Annotated in this window: 18 protein-coding genes and 1 riboswitch; of the genes, 5 read left to right on the top strand and 13 right to left on the bottom strand. The window is 55.3% G+C overall.

The genetic code is table 11. The features are described 5' to 3' along the window. Positions 1 to 263 precede the first annotated feature (263 nt). From cmk to miaB, 11 genes are all read right to left on the bottom strand, one after another. Positions 264 to 887 carry a (d)CMP kinase gene (gene cmk / locus ACEWZM_RS12635; RefSeq protein WP_414006764.1) on the bottom strand — a complete coding sequence of 208 codons (624 nt, stop codon included), beginning with the start codon at positions 885 to 887 and terminating at the stop codon, positions 264 to 266. Further along, complete coding sequence (gene aroA / locus ACEWZM_RS12630) at positions 884 to 2,233, bottom strand: 3-phosphoshikimate 1-carboxyvinyltransferase (RefSeq protein WP_414006763.1); 1,350 nt, start codon at positions 2,231 to 2,233, stop codon at positions 884 to 886. The genes cmk and aroA overlap by 4 nt, the downstream gene beginning before the upstream one ends. 128 nt (positions 2,234 to 2,361) lie before the next feature. Next, positions 2,362 to 3,126 (bottom strand): tRNA (guanine(46)-N(7))-methyltransferase TrmB, encoded by a 765-nt coding sequence (gene trmB / locus ACEWZM_RS12625; protein WP_414006762.1) that lies wholly within the window; start codon positions 3,124 to 3,126, stop codon positions 2,362 to 2,364. 211 nt (positions 3,127 to 3,337) lie between these two features. Then, entirely contained in the window at positions 3,338 to 4,519 is a 1,182-nt protein-coding gene (gene metK, locus ACEWZM_RS12620) for a methionine adenosyltransferase (RefSeq protein WP_414006761.1), read from the bottom strand. A 6-nt stretch (positions 4,520 to 4,525) separates the two neighbouring features. Next, positions 4,526 to 4,574, bottom strand: a riboswitch (SAM-SAH riboswitch). 61 nt (positions 4,575 to 4,635) lie between these two features. Continuing rightward, positions 4,636 to 6,138, bottom strand: coding sequence for an apolipoprotein N-acyltransferase (gene lnt / locus ACEWZM_RS12615; protein ID WP_414008032.1), 1,503 nt, complete (start codon positions 6,136 to 6,138; stop codon positions 4,636 to 4,638). A gap of 5 nt (positions 6,139 to 6,143) precedes the next feature. After that, a complete protein-coding gene (locus ACEWZM_RS12610) occupies positions 6,144 to 7,043 on the bottom strand; it encodes a hemolysin family protein (protein ID WP_414006760.1) in 900 nt (299 codons plus the stop codon). Positions 7,044 to 7,048: 5 nt separating this feature from the next. After that, the gene (gene ybeY / locus ACEWZM_RS12605) at positions 7,049 to 7,579 is read right to left on the bottom strand and encodes an rRNA maturation RNase YbeY (protein WP_414006759.1); all 531 of its coding nucleotides are present in this window, start codon (positions 7,577 to 7,579) and stop codon (positions 7,049 to 7,051) included. A 125-nt stretch (positions 7,580 to 7,704) separates the two neighbouring features. Next, positions 7,705 to 8,712: a PhoH family protein gene (locus tag ACEWZM_RS12600; protein WP_414006758.1), complete on the bottom strand. Its 1,008-nt coding sequence runs from the start codon at positions 8,710 to 8,712 to the stop codon at positions 7,705 to 7,707. A 153-nt stretch (positions 8,713 to 8,865) separates the two neighbouring features. Continuing rightward, entirely contained in the window at positions 8,866 to 9,162 is a 297-nt protein-coding gene (locus ACEWZM_RS12595) for a hypothetical protein (protein ID WP_414006757.1), read from the bottom strand. Positions 9,163 to 9,173: 11 nt separating this feature from the next. Next, on the bottom strand, positions 9,174 to 9,665 hold the full coding sequence (locus ACEWZM_RS12590; RefSeq protein ID WP_414008031.1) for an OmpA family protein: 492 nt from the start codon (positions 9,663 to 9,665) through the stop codon (positions 9,174 to 9,176). A 289-nt stretch (positions 9,666 to 9,954) separates the two neighbouring features. Next, positions 9,955 to 11,280 (bottom strand): tRNA (N6-isopentenyl adenosine(37)-C2)-methylthiotransferase MiaB, encoded by a 1,326-nt coding sequence (gene miaB / locus ACEWZM_RS12585; protein WP_414006756.1) that lies wholly within the window; start codon positions 11,278 to 11,280, stop codon positions 9,955 to 9,957. 142 nt (positions 11,281 to 11,422) lie between these two features. On the opposite strand from miaB, the gene ACEWZM_RS12580 reads away from it, so the two are divergent. Further along, the gene (locus tag ACEWZM_RS12580) at positions 11,423 to 12,292 is read left to right on the top strand and encodes a glycosyltransferase family protein (protein WP_414006755.1); all 870 of its coding nucleotides are present in this window, start codon (positions 11,423 to 11,425) and stop codon (positions 12,290 to 12,292) included. A gap of 71 nt (positions 12,293 to 12,363) precedes the next feature. Here ACEWZM_RS12580 and ACEWZM_RS12575 read toward each other — a convergent pair whose 3' ends face one another. Then, positions 12,364 to 13,161 (bottom strand): phytanoyl-CoA dioxygenase family protein, encoded by a 798-nt coding sequence (locus ACEWZM_RS12575; RefSeq protein ID WP_414006754.1) that lies wholly within the window; start codon positions 13,159 to 13,161, stop codon positions 12,364 to 12,366. 156 nt (positions 13,162 to 13,317) lie between these two features. On the opposite strand from ACEWZM_RS12575, the gene ACEWZM_RS12570 reads away from it, so the two are divergent. After that, complete coding sequence (locus ACEWZM_RS12570; RefSeq protein ID WP_414006753.1) at positions 13,318 to 14,241, top strand: LysR family transcriptional regulator; 924 nt, start codon at positions 13,318 to 13,320, stop codon at positions 14,239 to 14,241. Between the two features lie 29 nt (positions 14,242 to 14,270). Here ACEWZM_RS12570 and irrA read toward each other — a convergent pair whose 3' ends face one another. Further along, a complete protein-coding gene (gene irrA / locus ACEWZM_RS12565; protein WP_414006752.1) occupies positions 14,271 to 14,687 on the bottom strand; it encodes an iron response transcriptional regulator IrrA in 417 nt (138 codons plus the stop codon). Between the two features lie 235 nt (positions 14,688 to 14,922). Between irrA and fabA the strand changes: the two genes are divergently transcribed. Genes fabA through ACEWZM_RS12550 form a run of 3 tightly spaced genes read left to right on the top strand, consistent with a single transcriptional unit; the run spans position 14,923 to position 17,507 of the window. Continuing rightward, a complete protein-coding gene (gene fabA / locus ACEWZM_RS12560; RefSeq protein WP_414006751.1) occupies positions 14,923 to 15,432 on the top strand; it encodes a bifunctional 3-hydroxydecanoyl-ACP dehydratase/trans-2-decenoyl-ACP isomerase in 510 nt (169 codons plus the stop codon). 47 nt (positions 15,433 to 15,479) lie between these two features. Continuing rightward, the gene (gene fabB / locus ACEWZM_RS12555; protein ID WP_414006750.1) at positions 15,480 to 16,709 is read left to right on the top strand and encodes a beta-ketoacyl-ACP synthase I; all 1,230 of its coding nucleotides are present in this window, start codon (positions 15,480 to 15,482) and stop codon (positions 16,707 to 16,709) included. Between the two features lie 6 nt (positions 16,710 to 16,715). Further along, positions 16,716 to 17,507, top strand: coding sequence for an enoyl-ACP reductase FabI (locus ACEWZM_RS12550; RefSeq protein ID WP_414006749.1), 792 nt, complete (start codon positions 16,716 to 16,718; stop codon positions 17,505 to 17,507). The last annotated feature ends 70 nt before the right edge of the window (positions 17,508 to 17,577 follow it).

The following is a 17,577-nucleotide window of genomic DNA, read 5'->3' as shown; positions in this document are numbered from 1 at the left end:
CCGGGCGGTTGTCTCCACCGGTCTTGAAGATTGGTCCGTATGAGGCGCAGCACATGCCGGTCTGATCAAACAAACACAAAGGGCCGAGGTATGCCCCGACCCTGCTCAGAATGCCGCCCGTGCGTTAACCGCCTCTATAGTGACAGCGCGCTTAGTATGCGGATTCCCTCAACAGCGCAAGAGAAACCGTCATCAGAGCCAATAGTGTGGAAGAATGTTTCACACACCAACGCGCGTCCACCCGTCAGTGTCGCAAACCTATCTCATACCGGAGACCCAGTTTCACAGCGGGCTTCTATCGCTGCGATGGCCGTTGCGACCGCTTCATCAATGCTCAATGCGCTTGTATCAATAAGCACGGCGTCACTGGCAGGTCTCAAAGGAGATTCAGACCGGTTGGTATCGCGCGCATCGCGCGCCTTCACATCTTCCAACACTTCGTCAAAACTTGTGGGGTTTCCTGCAGCCATGAGTTCCTGCAATCTGCGCTGCGCGCGCACCTCTGCACTGGCGGTAACAAACAATTTGGCCTGCGCACGCGGACAAATCACCGTCCCGATATCACGGCCATCCAGCACCGCCCCACCTGCCCGACGTGCAAAAGCACGTTGAAAATCGACAAGCGCGGCACGGACCTCTGCGATCACAGCGACCTTGGATGCGGCCTGCGCTACCTGCGCAGTGCGTAGCTCCGGACGTTCCAGATCTTCCGGCAACAGCGCAAGAGCGGCCTCAATTGGCTTGCCACCTTCCAGCATCCGCGCGCCAACCGCGCGATAGAGCAACCCGGTATCCAGATGAGCAAAGCCAAAATGTGCCGCGACTGCCCGCGATATGGTGCCTTTGCCTGCTGCTGCAGGGCCGTCGACTGCTACCGTAAAGCTCATTCCGTTGTCTCAAACCGGGCCCCCAGCCCAGTCATCAAGGAAGTGAAGATAGGGAAGGATGTGGCAATCGGCGTTCCGTCATCCACGGTCACTGGTTTTTGCGCCCCCATGCCCATCACCATGAATGACATTGCAATCCGGTGATCCAGGAAACTCTCACACGTGCCGCCACCGGGCACTCCGTCCGGACCTAAACCTGACACAGACCACCAGTCATCGCCTTCTTCAACCATCAAGCCGTTGGCACGCAAGCCGCGCGCCATTGCGTCAATTCTGTCGCTTTCCTTGACCCTCAGTTCCTTAACGCCGGTCATCATCGTTTTGCCGGTGGCAAAAGAAGCCACAACCGAGAGAACCGGATATTCATCGATCATAGATGCGGCTCGTTCTGGAGGAACGTCGATCCCCCTCATATCGGGTGAGTAGCGCGCCCTTAGGTCAGCGACGGGTTCACCACCCTCTTCGCGCATATTCTCAAAAGTAAGATCCGCACCCATGTCTTGCAGGGTGTAGAACAAGCCTGCCCGCGTTGAATTGAGACCGATACCAGGCACCAGCACATCGGAGCCAGGCGTAATCAGCGCTGCACAGACAGGAAAGGCTGCGCTGGACGGATCGCGCGGAACCGCGATAGTCTGTGGCTTCAGCTCAGGTTGCCCAGTTAGGGTAATCACCCGTCCCTCATCCGTGTCTTCAACAGTTATCTCTGCGCCAAAGCCCGCCAACATCCGTTCGGAATGATCACGCGTGGCTTCTTTCTCAATAACCACCGTCTTTCCAGGCGCATTTAATCCTGCCAGCAACACCGCAGACTTCACTTGTGCCGATGGGACTGGCACTGTGTAGACAACCGGTGTTGGATCGGCAGCGCCAACAATTGTCATCGGCAGACGGCCGCCCGAGCGGCCAACAGACTGAGCGCCGAACAAAGATATCGGGTCAGTGACCCGTGCCATTGGGCGTTTGTTCAGGCTGGTATCTCCGGTAAAGGTCACCGTGATGGGAGAGGTTGCCATAACGCCCATGATAAGGCGTACCCCAGTGCCCGAGTTTCCACAGTCGATGACTTGGTCTGGCTCGGCAAGTCCACCAACACCAACCCCATGTACCGACCAAGTGCCACTGCCGTGGTTTGTGACTTCGGCTCCCATAGCCTGCATCGCCTTGGCAGTGTCCAGCACATCTTCGCCTTCAAGCAAGCCGGAGATCTTGGTTTCACCAACCGCCAGCGCACCAAGAATCAGCGAGCGATGTGAGATCGATTTGTCACCTGGCACTTCGGCAATGCCGGTCAGCGGATCCGCGCGGTGCGAAGTCATCGGGAGGGGCGTGCCGTGTCCGGACATAGGGAACCTTTCGAAATGCTAGCGTTCACAATTGGACCTACCCAATCGCTCGGTTTCGGTCCAGCGTGTTTTCCCGTTGTCGCGCCCTCAAGATATTGTTTGGGCGATAAAGTACGCGGAAAGAAAGCTCAGAGACGTCGGAAGGTCATGTAGTGCGGAGTTCGCCCTTCGCGTAGTGCCTTCTGCTCATACCGAGTTGAAATCCAATCATCCCAGGCCATGCGCCAGTCATCTGGCCCCTCCGCCAGCCATTCGAACCCTGCCTTCGGCACTTCGTCCATTGTCTGACGCACATAGTCTGGAATGTCCGTTGCAATGCGGAAGATAGCCCCTGGTTTCAGGCATTTCGCCAACGGAGCAAGATGTTCCTGGGTCACAAAGCGGCGGCGGTGGTGGCGTGCCTTCGGCCAAGGATCTGGGTATAGCAGAAATGCGCGCGAGATGGATTGCTCCGGCAGCACATCCATCAGATCACGAGCATCACCTGGATGTACTTTAATGTTGTCCGCACCAGCACGCCGGATTTTACCCAGAAGCATGGCCACGCCATTGATATATGGTTCTGCACCGATAATCCCAACATCCGGATTAGATTTAGCCTGATGGACCAGATGCTCACCGCCACCAAAACCGATCTCAAGCCAGACGTCGCGCCCTTCGAACATGGCTGCTAAATCAAGATTGGTGCGGTCTGGATTAACATCCCATCCCACCGCGCCCGGGCTAAGCGAGGCGAGATCCTCATCAATATATCGCTGTTGACTGTCTTTGAGTTGCTTCCCTTTCAACCGCCCATAGAAGTTACGCCACGGCGCGCCGCTCTGATGTTTGTCAACCGCGTTGGGCCGACTATCGCCGGAGGGCGCTTGGTTGGGCTTGTTGTCATCAGACATCGGGGGACTTTCCTATCGAGCGATCAAAACCTGGCCGCTCCTGTGCCCGATGCCTGCGCTTGGGTCAAGCCGAGGACAGCTATTCCAGCCAACGTCAACAACGAGAGCAGCCTATCTTGCGGCTTGCCACAAAGTGATCTGGGAAACGGCACACATAAAAAGGCGGGGCAAACCCCGCCTGTCCTCAGTTTTCGCCAAAGGCCTATGCCTCTCAGAGCGCTTTGGTCAGCGCATCAACAAGATCTGTACGCTCCCAGCTAAATCCGCCGTCGGCATCTGGCTCACGGCCAAAATGCCCATATGCCGCCGTCCGTTCGTAAATTGGTTTATTCAGCCCAAGATGACTACGGATGCCGCGCGGCGTCAAATCCATGATCTGATCGATTGCCGCCTCGATCTTGGCCGCATCCACATCGCCGGTGCCATGAGTGTCAGCGTAAATCGACAGCGGTTTGGCCACGCCAATCGCATATGAAAGCTGAATGGTGCATTTATCCGCAAGGCCCGCAGCCACAACGTTTTTCGCCAAATAGCGGGAGGCATAAGCAGCCGAGCGATCAACCTTAGTTGGATCCTTACCCGAGAATGCACCACCGCCATGTGGGGCCGCGCCACCATATGTATCAACGATAATCTTGCGGCCAGTCAGGCCAGCATCGCCGTCAGGGCCACCAATGACGAATTTCCCGGTTGGGTTTACGTGCCAGATAGTTTCATTGGTCAACCAACCGTCTGGCAGCGTTTCGCGAATATAAGGTTCGATGATCGCCCGGATATCATTGGACGTCAGTGTCTCGTCAAGATGCTGGGTAGACAAAACCAAAGAGCTGACGCGCACCGGCTTGCCGTTTTCATAGATCACCGAGAGCTGCGACTTGGCGTCCGGGCCAAGAGTCGGTTCGCTTCCATCTTTTCGCACTTCGGCCAGTCGGCGTAGAATCGCATGACTGTACTGGATTGGTGCTGGCATCAATGCGGGCGTTTCATTGGTGGCAAAGCCAAACATGATGCCTTGATCACCGGCACCTTCTTCCTTGTCGGCTGCCGCATCGACGCCTTGTGCGATATGAGCAGATTGCTCATGCAACAAGTTGGTAATATTGACCGTTTCGTGATGAAACTTGTCCTGTTCATAGCCGATGTCTTTTATGCAAGCGCGGGCGATCTCATCGATGCGGCCCATGTAGTCGTGAAGTTTGTCCTGATCCGACAAACCGACTTCCCCCCCGATGACCACACGGTTGGTGGTCGCAAAGGTTTCAGCTGCAACGCGCGCCTCGGGCTCTTCTTTAAGAAAGGCATCAAGAACGGCGTCCGAGATACGGTCACAGACCTTATCCGGGTGACCCTCGGAAACCGATTCCGAGGTGAAGGTATAATTCGTGCGGGTCATGAAAGGTGCTCCGTTGGGTTTAGCCTGCCACGCCAGGAAGCCGTTGTGGCAGTAATCGATCCGCAGTACGCGGGGAGACGTGTGTCGTCAATCTATAAAGCCGAGAGGTTAAGCAGCTATGACTGACGCGCAAGTACGTTGCAGCGATGCAGCGCGAACCCACCCAGAATGACGCAGAAAAGAAACACAGGCCAATCTCCGGTCCTAGTATACAGCGTCGGCCTTAGAGGAGCTGGAAGGGCTGCGTCCAGATATCCTGCCTCTCCCAAAGGCAGTTCACCTAACACTCTCCCGTTGGGGTCGATCATTGCCGAAATGCCCGTATTGGCGACCCTTACCATGGGTAGCCCCTGCTCAATTGCACGCATCCGCGCCTGAACCATATGTTGATAGGGACCTGAGTAAGTACCGAACCAGGCATCATTGGTAATCTGGATCAGCAGGTCAGCCCGCCCCGGTGCGGCATTTACATCCTGTGGGAAGACAGCCTCATAGCAGATCAGAGGCAAGGCTTTGCCCACTGCTAAATCCAGCAGTCGAGGCCCCGGCCCGGCCGCATACCCAGCACCCGCCTGCGATGCAAATCCATAGATGCCAAAACGCGCCAGAAGGTTCCCAGCCGGAACATATTCACCAAAAGGTACCAGATGAGACTTGTCATAGATTTGGCTGGGGACTCCATTGCCCTCCAGCACGATAGCAGAGTTATGATATCGACCCTCGGTCTTGCGCTGGATCCCCAGCAACACCGGCGTATCTCCTGCTGCCTTTGCGATCTGATCCAGCACATCATCTGCATAATTCAGCATCAAGGGAACAGCCGTTTCCGGCCAAACAATAAGGTCAACAGCTGACCCGTCGACCGTTGGGGCCCGTGAATATTCCAATTGGCGCTGCACGAAGGACCAACGCAAATCTGGATGCCATTTTTCATCCTGCGGTGCGTTGGGCTGCACCAAACGCACTATTTTATCGGTCAACACTGCGGTGGGAGGTCTCGGCGCCATCAAAACGGCGAAACCAACTACAAAGAACGGTGCCAATGCAACGACTGGATGGTAACGGATGAGGCCAATCGGCAACGCAGCAATAAGTGTCAACACCGCCAAGCCATGCGGACCGATCCAAGGCAACAGCTGCGCTGCAGGAGTATCGATCCAGAACTGTCCAAACGCGGCCCAAGGCAAGCCGGTGAAGACATAGGCGCGCGCAAATTCGGCAAGCGACAGTGTGGCAATCAGTAAGACAAGGCGGAGGTGTCCGCGCGCCCATCGTATGGCCAAACCAAAAGCCAACGCCCAGAACAAAGCCAAGCCGACAGCAAGCCCCACGACTGCAAAGGGAGCCATCCAGGCATAGCGTGCAGCATCGATCTGAAACGGCTCATAGATCCAGATCATTCCAACTGAGAAGTAAGCCGTTCCCAACAGCCAGCCAAACAACGCACCCTGCCGAGCGCTGGAGAGTTGCAGCAGTTGATAACCGACCATCCCGAAGCAAGGCACAACCAGCCAAAGCGCGTGGAAAGGTGCCAGAGCAAAAGCCAAAAGCGCCCCAACCACAATCGCGATAGTCAGGCGTCGAACCAAAGGCGACAGGCCAAAACTGCGCCATCCGATGGTGATCACCCCGAATAGTCCGGCAGCCGCACCCTCAGCCGCTTGATGCGCCGTGGATCAGCGTCCATGACCTCAAATTCTGGGCCGTCAGGATGCTGAATGACTTCGCCGCGTGCCGGGACTCGCCCTGAAAGCATAAAAACCAAGCCACCGAGTGAATCGATTTCCTCGCCGTCGACATCCTCATGGCTGGTAAGCGAGCACCCGATTTCGTTCTCAAATTCATCCAGTGGCGTGCGTGCCTGCGCGATATAGCAGCCCTGTTTCTCTCGAAACCAAGTCTGATCTTCGCCGGCGTCATGCTCGTCTTCGATTTCGCCTACAACTTGCTCAATCAAATCTTCGATGGTCAACAGCCCGTCAACGCCGCCGTATTCGTCAATCACCAACGCCATATGCCGTCGCTCAGCCTGCATTTTGGTCAGCAGTACGCCAATTGTCATCGACGGAGGCACGAACAACAATGGCCTCACCATGCTCTGCAATCCGAAGTCAGCATCAGTACCGTTGAAACCATGCATCAAGGCAAAGTCTTTGAGATGGACAAACCCGATGGGCGTATCCAGCGTTCCCTCGTAGACGGGGATACGGGTAAAACCGCTTTCACGAAAGATCTGAACCAACTCGTCCTTGGGTGTCGATACTGGGATCGCCACAATTTCGGCCGCTGGTATTGCGACGTCTTCTACCCTAAGGCGACGAAGGTTGATCATCCCATGCGGCTGGTTCGTCTTATGCGCCTCCACACCGGAGACTACATCTTCGTTGGTTTCGGTAGGAGTGAAAGAGCTGAAAATACGCCCCAGAAACCCCGTTGATTGTACGGCAGCTACGGCTTCGCCAACGCTACCCTTGTTCTCCAGCGCGCCCTGCGCCGCGTTAGAACTTCCGTCTATATCGTCCATCGTTCCTATCCGATACGCCCGTGATCTGGGCTGTCATCCAAAGTATATGGGTCATCGATACCCATTTTGCCAAGTATCTCCACCTCAAGACCCTCCATCAGAGTGGCGTCAAGGTCACGAATGTGATCGTAACCTAGAAGATGCAACACTCCATGAACGATCAGGTGACGGAGATGGTCGGCCAATGGCTTGTCTGCGGCCTCGGCTTCACGCATGCAGGTGTCGTAGGCTATCGCGATATCTCCGAGCGGAATTTCGCCGGTGAAATCCGCCTCGGGTGGCAGTGGTTCGCCGCCGGGCCGCTCGGCCGAAAGGTCACCGGCTGGCCAACTAAGCACATTGGTCGGTTTGGCCTTCTGACGAAATTCCGTATTTAGCTCCATGATGCGTGCGTCATCGCACGCCAGCAATGACAGCTCGCAGTCTTCCGCGTCTAAATCGAAATACCCAAGAACTGCATCAATAGCTTGAGTGGCATGCACTTCCAGGTCGGCATGCTGCCAGCGGGTGTCGTCGATGGAGATATCGAGGGTCATTGCAACAATCTACGTGACGGGGCCACCCGCGAAAGCAGGAAGATACAGGAGGATCCGGGGCAGCAGTTCCTTGTAGCGCCGCCCCTAAATAATTCCCTGCCATCACTCAGTAACAACGCATCGGATCAAGCGGGTTTCTCATCCGCCTCATATGCCTCAATGATCGCCGCCACAAGCGGATGGCGCACCACATCCCGCGAGGTGAAGTAATTAAAGCTCACCTTGGGAATATTGCTTAGCAAACGTTCAGCATCTGCCAAACCGGATGATACACCGCGCGGCAGATCGACCTGGCTACGGTCACCGGTGATGACCATGCGCGATCCCTCACCCAGACGTGTCAGGAACATTTTCATCTGCATTGTTGTGGCATTCTGCGCCTCATCCAGCACAACAAAGGCGTTCGACAGTGTCCGCCCTCGCATGAAAGCCAGTGGTGCAATCTCGATCTGCTTTTCTTCCAGAAGCTTGGCCAATTGCTTGCCTGGCAGAAAATCATTCAGCGCATCATAGAGCGGCTGCATATACGGGTCGACTTTGTCCTTCATATCACCCGGGAGATAGCCAAGCTTTTCCCCGGCTTCCACAGCCGGGCGGCTAAGGATGATCTTGTCCACATGACCGGTGATGAACATGCTCACACCAACGGCCACGGCAAGGTAAGTTTTGCCAGTGCCCGCCGGGCCGATACCAAACGCAAGCTCATGTTCGAACAGGGACTGAACATAGGCTTTTTGCGCGTCAGTGCGCGGTTCAACCAGTTTTTTGCGGGTTTTGATTTCAACTTTACCACCACGGAACATCTCCAACTGGCTACCGGAGCTGGCAGCCTGTACCTGTCCCATGCGCAACTCGCGGTCGATATCTCCGGCCTCGACGCTCCGACCAGATTCAAGCCGGTCATATAGCGCAGCCAGAACCGCGGCTGCCTGGTCACGAGCAGGCTCAGCACCCAACACAGAGAGTTGATTGCCACGTCGGACGATCTGCACTTCCAACTTCTGCTCGAGCGTTGCGAGGTTGCGATCGTATTCACCGCACAGATCTATCAATAGTCGGTTATCAGGAAATTCGAGCAGCGCCTCATGAGTGGCGTCCTGCTCCTGCGATGGGGTCAAAGTGCCAATGGCCAATCCGGTCTCCTGTCTTTGACGTTGTTCTTTCAGTTTGCCCCTCCGGTCGCCCCGGCGCAAGCTACGCATACGCAATTTCACGCGATTGAAACAAATTGGCCGCCCCAATAGGGCGGCCAACACATACGAGTCCGAATAGGCCGAACAATCAAATCAGATCGGGTCCGAAACGCTGGATCCGGATTTAAATGGCCCGGTCGCGGTATTGGGAGGCGCCACGCCCGAACACACAGGGCGGCCATCCGGAGCAAGGCGCTGCGACAGGTAGCCCTCGACGCCATCGTCGATAATCCAGTGGTCGCATCCGGTAGGATCAACCCAAATCCCCGCCTTCAGCTGAGAAAGGTGTTTACTGTCGAACCCACGGTCAACGGTCTTATCGACCTTTTCGCCGCAGGCAGACAAGCCAATGGCTACGGATACAAGAAGCGCAGTTTTGATAAATGACATAACTATGCTCCTCAGCGTAGGCAGATGATTTCGACACGACGGTTCTGCGCCATGTTAGAGGCAGAATCATTCGGCACGCGTGGGTCCCGCTCACCGTAGCCACGTGCCTCAAGGATGCGGGCACCAGTAGACTGTCCGACTTTCGCTACCGCGTTGGCACGGCGTTGCGACAGGCGCATGTTGTATTCATCCGAAGCGCGGCTGTCGGTATGGCCGGTGATGATGAATGATCGCGCGTTGGCGGTTTGAAAGAACTCACGCAGACGTTGCTGACCCGCAGCGCTGATCCGATGTTTATTTGTGGCAAAGAACTGATCACTGGGCATGACGCCGCAGATATCGCCGCGACGGCACACCGGCTTGCCGTCTCGTGTGACATGCGGGGTCATGAAACCTTCAGCGCCATCATCCATCACCCAATGTTCACAGCCGTCAGGGTCGACCCAGATCGTTGGCACGTAACTCTGGCCAACCACACCGCCAATGCCAGCGTCCTGCGCCATTATTGCGCTTGCGCCAAAGCCGACGGTTGCGACGGTAACGACAAACAGCCGACCAAGATGTTTCCTCATTGGTTTCAACACACCCAATTTCCCTCTCACCAGTCGTTCGTACGCGTCACGCGTGCCGCCCCAGACGCTCTTGTTACAGATCGTTGAGTTAATATTCGCAGGTATAGGGCGTAAATTGCAATCATTTGCTTAAGGAAAACAAAAGTTTCACGCGTTGATGCTCTGTCGCAACCTCAGAAGGGCCGACCGAAAGATGGCAACCAACCAAGGGAACCCGCAATCAATCGATTAGGGCGGCAGCCAGCGAGTTGGTACCGGACGACAAAATCCGCACGCGGGCGAGATCACCAATTGCACGATCACAATCTGCCACGTGAACCGCATGCAGGTAATCAGATTTGCCAACCATCTGGCCCGGGAACCGGCCTGCTTTTTCGAAAAGCACGCCAACTTCACGCCCTACCATACTGTCCTGTATCTCACGCTGCTGTTTTGTCAGCAGCGCCTGCAAGCGCTGGAGCCGGTCATCAGCCTCAACCGGATCGACTTGGGGCCGCTCGGCCGCGGGTGTTCCTGGACGGGTTGAATATTTGAACGAATAGGCAGTGCCGTATTTGACCTCTTCCACAAGATCGAGAGTAGCTTGGAAATCAGCTTCAGTCTCTTCCGGGAAACCGACAATGAAATCGCCAGAGATCAGGATATCAGGGCGTGCTGCGCGGATGCGTTCAATCAAGCGAAGATAGCTTTCAGAAGTATGAGCGCGGTTCATTCGCTTGAGAATCTTATCGGACCCGGCCTGCACAGGAAGATGCAGATATGGCATCAATTTGGAACATCTGCCATGCGCCTCTATCAGGTCGTCCTGCATGTCATTGGGATGACTCGTAGTAAAGCGGATCCGTTCTAGGCCATCAACCTTGTCCAGTTCCCAGATCAGCTGTGCCAATGTACAGTCACTTCCATCGCTACCTGCACCATGATAAGCATTCACATTCTGCCCCAGCAGCGTAATTTCACGCACTCCGCGCTCCACCAGGTCCCGCGCCTCCCCCAAGACCCGATCAACCGGGCGACTGACCTCGGCACCACGGGTGTAAGGAACCACACAGAATGCACAAAACTTATCGCAGCCTTCCTGAACGGTAAGAAATGCGGTCGGGCCTCGTTTTGCTATGGGACGGCTCTTGAGTTTCTCAAATTTGTCTTCGTCAGGAAAATCAGTATCGAGAACCTTCTGACCTTCACGCGCCTTCGCCTCCATTTCAGGCAGACGGTGATAGCTTTGCGGACCAACCACCAGATCAACCAACGGCTGCCGACGCATAATTTCTTGACCTTCGGCCTGAGCAACACAGCCTGCAACCCCGATTTTCAGATCAGGCTTCGCAGCTTTCAGGCCTTTGAAACGGCCCAATTCCGAATAGACTTTCTCGGCGGCCTTTTCCCGAATGTGGCATGTATTCAGCAGGATCATATCCGCGTCATCCGGCGACTTTGTCTCGACATAGCCACCACTGCCCAGCGCCTCGGCCATACGTTCACTGTCATAGACATTCATCTGACAGCCATAGGTCTTGATAAACAGCTTCTTAGGGGCGCTCATAGGGACAACCTTTTCACCGGAGGGTCGCAACAGCAGCGTGGAATAGCGGGAAACGCCTCTGCTTGCAATGGCGCGCGGATTACACGACTTTAGCAACAATCGCCAGACAGGGAAGTCGGCAGATAAAAGCAGGCAAGCAGATATGATGCATTCATCACTTCAGGGGTTTCTTGACGACGCCGAAAAGATCCTGATCAAGGGGCCTGTCGCCTTGATCTTCGTTGAAGACAAGGTTGAGATCGCGACAACACTGCGTCACCATCTGGATTTAGGCTTTACCGAGGTTGTGGCCTTTATGCCGGATGCCTTTGACATCCCCTATGATCTGGAAAAGCGCATACATCGGGTGCCTTTTGATTGCGGGGTTCCTGCGCTGGTGTTTTCAGCTATCAACAAGATCATTGCGGCTGCGGAGACTGGATGCTGGCTATACTACTGTTACAACGCCGAATATCTATTCTACCCATTCTGTGAGACCCGTAATGTATTAGAACTGCTTGGATTTCATGCCGAAGAACGTCGCGAGGCAATGCTAAGCTATGTCATCGACCTCTATGCGACGGATCTGGAAATCGCACCTGACGGCGTGTCGCTAGAAACCGCACATCTCGACAAATCCGGCTATTATGCGCAGGCACGCAATGACATCCGAACTGGCAACCCTCTTGAACGTCAATTGGATTTCTACGGTGGCGTGCGCTGGCGGTACGAAGAACACATCCCTGCTGCCAGCCGCAAGATCGATCGGATTTCACTGTTCCGTGCGAAACCCGATCTTGTCCTATTGGATGACCATCGATTCAGCGAGCCGGAGTACAACACCTATGCTTGCCCATGGCATCATAATCTGACTGCTGCCATATGCTCCTTTCGCACGGCAAAGGCCCTGAAACGCAACCCTGGATCATCATTTGAGATCGACAGCTTTCACTGGCACAATTCCACGCCTTTTGATTGGCATTCGCGACAGTTGCTAGACTTGGGATTGATGGAACCCGGGCAATGGTTTTAACCCCTAAAGTCACAGCACCACCTTGTGCTTGAGCAACGCGCAAGACCATTCGATACGCGTTGCTTTGCGGTTCAGCGTTGCAAGAGCACTGGAAACCAGTCTTCGCGCAAAACCTGTCCATGTGTCATTTCGTGGCCCGGATAGGGCGGTGAAGTGGGGCCGGGTCGCTCGACATAGCGAACGTCATCCCCCACCAAACGCAACGAAAAGGCACGACGGCGGGTTTTGCTGATATTCGCACGCGCACCATGCAGGGTTCGGTAGTTAAACGCCACAGCATCGCCCGGCTGCATATCCCATTCCTTGATCGTCATACCCTCAGCCTCGGGGTCGGGCACAGGCATATATTGGCCTTCATCAGCAAAGAACCCCTCCTCAGACACCCAGCGGGTCGGCAAAACTTCCTTTTGCCAGCGATGGGAGCCTGCAACACAACGCAGAGACGCATCCGTCACCGGATCAAGCGGGGACCAAAAACTGACCGTCTGTTGACCTTCCACAAAATAATACGGCCCATCCTGATGCCAGGGCGTAGCCATCGAAGTGCCGGGCTCCTTCACCAAGACGTGGTCATGGAACATCTGCACCCGCCTGGACTCCATCAAATCGGCGGCAACCTCAGCCACCGGTGACTGCTTGATCGCCTGCTGGAACTGAGGAATGCGGGTCCAATTGCAATAATCATCAAAGAAACGGCCGGTTTGCCCTTTCTTTTCGTTGTTGGATGCATAAGGGCCAGGCTCTGCCATATTCACCTCGACCCCGTCGCGTAAAAGCTCCACTTGATCAGCAAACAAACCGCGGATCAGCACCACGCCGTCACGCTGAAACTGCCCGATGTGATCTTGGGTTATAAGAGGGTGAACCATGTCGCGCTTCCTAATGTGCAGGCACCATTGCCGATCGGCGCCATCGTTCCGGTGCGCCTGCTGAATCTGATCAGGCCAAGGCGGGTATAAGAGCTTATCTTGCAGCCAAGATCGAAGCATGTTCAAATAATATATCATGATCCAGCATATTATCTGATGTTATACCTTACTCTTCGTCACTACGAATATGTTTGTGCAATCGCGAAGCATGGCAGCCTGTCAGCAGCGTCGGCAGCGATCCATGTCAGCCAGCCCGCGCTGTCGACCGCGCTTGCCCGGATTGAAGCCCAGTTGGGGGAAATCTTGTTTCTGCGTCGCCGCGGTGCCGCAGTGATATTAACACCTCAAGGACGCAGCTTCATCGCACAGGCGCAAACGCTTCTTGAACAAGCTGCACGACTCGAACAGCAAGGAACCGAATACACAATAGGGCAACGACTGACTTTGGGCTGCTTTAACGACCTCGCCCCCTTTCTACTGGCACCAGTTCTCAAGAGTCTGCGAGCTGCCCTCCCCGGTGTAGCTATCAGGTATCGAGTTGATCATTTTGAACCTCTAGTTGCCGCGATGGTTTCAGGGGATATCGATATCGCGCTCAGCTATGATCTTGGTGTCGACGTCGGCTTCGCGCGGCGTGAAGTGTCTCGCCGGAGACCCGTCGCGCTAGTTCCACAGGATCATATGCTGACAAGTCGCAGTCAGCTGTCGTTATCCGATCTATCGGATCAACCATTGATTCTATCGGAAGAGGGGCTGTCCGTCCGCCATATGCTCGGACTATTCAAATCAATCGGGGCGCTGCCGCGTATTGCCCACCGAGCCGCATCCGTCGAACTACTGCGCAGCCTTGCCGCGAACGGCGAAGGCATCGGCATCACCTATAGTGCTCCGCCCAGCAAATGCTCATACGATGGGAAACTACTGGTTGCTATCGCTATCACCGACAAGATAGCCGAAGAACCTCTGGTTCTGATAAGTCACAGCACACCTGCCAAGAATAGCCTGATGGAACGCGCGCAGGGTGTTCTTACAGAAACGCTGGCTGTTGCCTCACGAACACCTGATAGTTTTGCCGACTGAAGCATCGGCCAAATTGGGCCAACCGGCATTCAGACCTTGCGTAACCGGATCACGACATCAACCGAAGCAATTTCTACGCCTTTAGGGGCAGCCGGAAGGCTTTTGATGACGAGCTGGTCAGACGGAGCATCCGATAGGCGCCCCTCATCTTCCCAATAGAAATGGGGGTGATCATGAGTGTTGGTATCAAAGTAGCTCTTTGAACCATCCACGGTGATTTCTTGCAGCACGCCGGCTTCACAGAATGCACGAAGCGTGTTGTAAACCGTCGCCAGCGACACTGCAGCACCCTTGTCCTTGGCCGCATCAAACAGGCTTTCGGCAGTGACATGGCGATGTTTGCCGTCACCAACCAGCAATTCTGCGAGCGCCACCCGCTGGCGAGTCGGGCGCAATCCAGCTGTCTCAAGCCAGTTGGTAGCGATGTCTGCGGGTGTTGGCGTCATAAAGCAGGTCCTGCATTGCGTTGCTGCACGCGTTTATAGGCCGAAAGGGCCTATGTATTCAATTCAATTTGCGCGGCTTCGATATCTATCCTGTGATTGTCACAGTTGAAAAACCTGAAGGCAACAGGCCGGACGCTGGTTCAGCCGCAACGGCCGCAACCCTTGCAGGAGAGTCGAAACGGGTGCTACAGGGGGCCAGATACGCGATCATAACATAGGCAGGAGAAGCGCCAGCATGGCCGATTACCCCAGCAGCTTTGACAAAGACGACTTGCTGAAATGCGCCAGAGGCGAGCTGTTCGGCCCAGGCAATGCGCAGCTGCCTGCGCCCCCTATGTTGATGATGGATCGCATTACAGATGTTTCAGCCGATGGCGGTTCCCATGGCAAAGGCCACATTACGGCGGAATTCGATATCACACCTGGTCTCTGGTTCTTTGATTGCCACTTCCCTGGCAACCCAATCATGCCCGGTTGCCTGGGTCTGGATGGCCTGTGGCAACTTACTGGGTTCAACCTGGGCTGGCGCGGCTGGCAGGGGCGTGGCTACGCGCTGGGTGTTGGTGAGGTCAAGCTGACAGGCATGGTGCGACCAGATCGCAAGTTGCTGACTTACAAGATCGACTTCACAAAAGCTATTCAGACCCGCCGCTTGACCATGGGCGTTGCCGATGGGATCGTCGAGGCGGATGGCGAAGTCATCTATCAGGTCAAAGATATGAAGGTGGCCTTGTCCGAGAGCTGACCTATAGCTTTCCTCTGGCCCCCTGAATTAGCATAGGAGTACGCAGCATGCGTCGTGTCGTCGTCACCGGTCTGGGCATCGTTTCGTCCATCGGGAACAATGCCGAAGAGGTTCTTGCCTCTCTCAAAGCAGGTAAATCTGGCATTGAAGCCAGCCCTGAAATGGTTGAGCATGGTTTCCGCAGCCAGGTAGCGGGAACGCTTAAGCTGAATGTTGTCGACCACATCGACAAACGTTCCTTGCGGTTTATGGGCGCCGGTGCCGCTTATGCCCATATCGCGATGACGCAGGCGATTGCCGATGCGGGCCTCTCCGAAGGTCAAGTCGTGAATGAACGCACGGGCTTGGTTGCAGGCTCTGGCGGACCATCCACATCGGCGATGCTCACGGCGCACCAAACCGTGCTCAAAACGGGTGCCACCAAACGGATCGGGCCGTTTGCCGTCCCCAAGTGCATGTCCTCGACTATCTCTGCCAATCTTGCGACTGCGTTCAAGATTAAGGGCATCAACTATTCGATCACCTCGGCTTGCTCCACCTCACTTCATTGTATCGGCAATGCTGCAGAACAAATTATGATGGGCAAGCAAGACGTAATGTTCGCCGGGGGCGGCGAAGAACTGGACTGGACTCTGTCCTGTCTGTTCGATGCAATGGGCGCAATGTCATCAAAATATAATAGCACGCCCGAAAAAGCGTCGCGTGCATTTGACCAAGACCGCGATGGCTTCGTGATCTCCGGCGGTGGTGGCATCGTTGTGCTGGAGGATCTTGATCATGCATTGGCTCGTGGCGCAAAAATCTACGCCGAAGTCACTGGTTTTGCTGCGACATCAGACGGACACGATATGGTCGCCCCCTCGGGTGAAGGTGGCGAACGGGCCATGCGCCTAGCGCTGCAATCCCTGCCCGAAGGCCGCAAGGTGGGCTATATCAATGCGCACGGCACCTCGACGCCAGTAGGCGATGTTGGTGAGATAGAAGCCGCCCGCCGCGTGTTTGGTGCAGGCAAAGTGCCACCAGTCTCTTCGACCAAGTCGATGACCGGTCATGCGCAGGGTGCTGCCGGCGCATTGGAAGCCATCTTCTGCCTGCTGATGCTGGACAGTGATTTTATCACTCCGTCAATCAACGTCGACACGTTGGCCGATGGCATCGAACCGGAAGAGGTCGCTACTCAGCTGGTTGAAGATGCTGGCCTAGATAGTGTGATGACCAACAGCTTTGGCTTTGGCGGCACCAACGGCTCAATGGTTTTGAGCAAATACAAAGGATAACGGCGTATGTCGGGAGTACTAACGGGGAAACGTGGCCTGATCATGGGAGTCGCCAACGATCGTTCGATCGCTTGGGGTATCGCCAAGGCTATGGCTGAAGCCGGCGCCGAATTGGCATTTACCTATCAAGGTGACGCCTTTGGCAAGCGACTAGAACCACTTGCACAAAGCGTCGGCAGCGACTTTATGGTAGATGTGGATGTCACCAACGACGCATCGCTTGACACAGCGTTTGAACAGCTGACAACGCGCTGGAATAGCATCGACTTTGTGGTTCACGCCATTGCGTATTCGGACAAGTCTGAGCTGACGGGGCGTTTTCTTGACACGAGCCGCGAGAACTTCAAGAACTCGATGGATATCTCGGCGTATTCCTTTGTCGAGGTGGCTCGCCGCGCCTATCCTCTGATGAAGAACGCAGGCGGCACATTGCTGACACTTACCTATCAGGGCTCCAACCGTGTGGTTCCCAATTACAACGTGATGGGTGTCGCAAAAGCTGCTCTGGAAAGCGCAACCCGGTATTTGGCCAATGACCTTGGCCCGGAAGCAATACGCGTCAATGCGATCTCACCAGGGCCAATGAAAACCCTGGCGGGCGCTGCCATCGGCGGGGCGCGCAAGACTTTCAAACACACTGCACAAAACACACCTATGCGTGACAATGCGACCTTGGAAGCTGTGGGTGGCACTGCCGTCTACCTTGCCTCTGACGCAGGCGCCTGCACGACGGGTGAGATTATTCGCGTCGACGGTGGGTTCCACGTGCTCGGGATGCCGCAGCAGGACAACCTTTGACTGCCTTTTGCTTGGTCTAAGAAATAGCCAAGGGCACCCATTGCGGTGCCCTTTTTTGATCGTGACCTAT

The organism is Phaeobacter cretensis, from assembly GCF_047372505.1.
Taxonomy (GTDB): domain Bacteria; phylum Pseudomonadota; class Alphaproteobacteria; order Rhodobacterales; family Rhodobacteraceae; genus Phaeobacter; species Phaeobacter cretensis.
This window is presented reverse-complemented; position numbering and strand designations above follow the sequence as displayed.

Excerpts from the sequence above, each read along its gene's own strand:
- fabB (WP_414006750.1), top strand. The coding sequence starts at position 15,480 with ATGCGTCGTGTCGTCGTCACCGGTCTGGGCATCGTTTCGTCCATCGGG.
- ACEWZM_RS12550 (WP_414006749.1), top strand. The coding sequence starts at position 16,716 with ATGTCGGGAGTACTAACGGGGAAACGTGGCCTGATCATGGGAGTCGCC.
- ACEWZM_RS12570 (WP_414006753.1), top strand. The coding sequence starts at position 13,318 with ATGTTATACCTTACTCTTCGTCACTACGAATATGTTTGTGCAATCGCG.
- aroA (WP_414006763.1), bottom strand. The coding sequence starts at position 2,233 with ATGTCCGGACACGGCACGCCCCTCCCGATGACTTCGCACCGCGCGGAT.
- cmk (WP_414006764.1), bottom strand. The coding sequence starts at position 887 with ATGAGCTTTACGGTAGCAGTCGACGGCCCTGCAGCAGCAGGCAAAGGC.
- ybeY (WP_414006759.1), bottom strand. The coding sequence starts at position 7,579 with ATGACCCTCGATATCTCCATCGACGACACCCGCTGGCAGCATGCCGAC.
- metK (WP_414006761.1), bottom strand. The coding sequence starts at position 4,519 with ATGACCCGCACGAATTATACCTTCACCTCGGAATCGGTTTCCGAGGGT.
- ACEWZM_RS12575 (WP_414006754.1), bottom strand. The coding sequence starts at position 13,161 with ATGGTTCACCCTCTTATAACCCAAGATCACATCGGGCAGTTTCAGCGT.
- ACEWZM_RS12610 (WP_414006760.1), bottom strand. The coding sequence starts at position 7,043 with ATGGACGATATAGACGGAAGTTCTAACGCGGCGCAGGGCGCGCTGGAG.
- irrA (WP_414006752.1), bottom strand. The coding sequence starts at position 14,687 with ATGACGCCAACACCCGCAGACATCGCTACCAACTGGCTTGAGACAGCT.
- ACEWZM_RS12590 (WP_414008031.1), bottom strand. The coding sequence starts at position 9,665 with ATGGCGCAGGACGCTGGCATTGGCGGTGTGGTTGGCCAGAGTTACGTG.
- fabA (WP_414006751.1), top strand. The coding sequence starts at position 14,923 with ATGGCCGATTACCCCAGCAGCTTTGACAAAGACGACTTGCTGAAATGC.
- miaB (WP_414006756.1), bottom strand. The coding sequence starts at position 11,280 with ATGAGCGCCCCTAAGAAGCTGTTTATCAAGACCTATGGCTGTCAGATG.
- ACEWZM_RS12580 (WP_414006755.1), top strand. The coding sequence starts at position 11,423 with ATGATGCATTCATCACTTCAGGGGTTTCTTGACGACGCCGAAAAGATC.
- trmB (WP_414006762.1), bottom strand. The coding sequence starts at position 3,126 with ATGTCTGATGACAACAAGCCCAACCAAGCGCCCTCCGGCGATAGTCGG.
- ACEWZM_RS12595 (WP_414006757.1), bottom strand. The coding sequence starts at position 9,162 with ATGTCATTTATCAAAACTGCGCTTCTTGTATCCGTAGCCATTGGCTTG.